The sequence below is a fragment of the Vreelandella hamiltonii genome, assembly GCF_014651775.1.
Classification (GTDB): Bacteria; Pseudomonadota; Gammaproteobacteria; order Pseudomonadales; family Halomonadaceae; genus Vreelandella; species Vreelandella hamiltonii.
In genome coordinates this window covers 1-619 of the sequence record NZ_BMXN01000068.1, presented here as the reverse complement: position 1 = coordinate 619, position 619 = coordinate 1, and the positions used below count along the sequence as shown (strand labels likewise).

General features: G+C 51.5%; 2 tRNA genes and 1 rRNA gene. All 3 read left to right on the top strand.

Going from position 1 to position 619, the window contains the following annotated elements:
* Positions 1 to 54: ribosomal RNA gene (locus IE091_RS18375) — 16S ribosomal RNA — on the top strand; the annotation flags it as partial.
* Positions 55 to 139: 85 nt separating this feature from the next.
* A tRNA-Ile gene (locus IE091_RS18370) sits at positions 140 to 216 on the top strand.
* 114 nt (positions 217 to 330) lie between these two features.
* Positions 331 to 406 (top strand) — tRNA-Ala (locus tag IE091_RS18365).
* Positions 407 to 619 lie beyond the last annotated feature (213 nt).

Below are 619 nucleotides of genomic sequence, written 5' to 3'. Positions count from 1 at the left end.
GTGAAGTCGTAACAAGGTAGCCGTAGGGGAACCTGCGGCTGGATCACCTCCTTAAACGATGTCTTCCCCTCGCGGCAAGCGCTCACAATGAATTACCTGATCAGATGATAGAGCAAACGGTTTTCGCACGACCCCTCTTGGGTCTGTAGCTCAGTTGGTTAGAGCGCACCCCTGATAAGGGTGAGGTCGGCAGTTCAAATCTGCCCAGACCCACCAAATTCCTGTTACGCCGAAACGACGACATCGCCCCCTGCAGCTTGCTGCAACGTGCGGTCCATTGACGTGTCTGCGAGGAATTTATAACAAGAGGTTGGTCTTGCATAACACGATGGGGCCATAGCTCAGCTGGGAGAGCGCCTGCCTTGCACGCAGGAGGTCAGCGGTTCGATCCCGCTTGGCTCCACCATATCGCGTCGTAACAGGTGATTCCTCCTGTGCTTCTCGTACCGTTTGTTGGTTTTGTGACCATTGATAAGCCAGAACGCATCGCGTTGTCTTATCACTGTTCATAGAACAGTCGCTCTTTAACAATGTATATCATGCTGACAGAAACGCGTTGAACGCGTTTCTACGTAAATTGTATTGTGATACGTCTCAAGCGTATCCGGCAATCGTTATC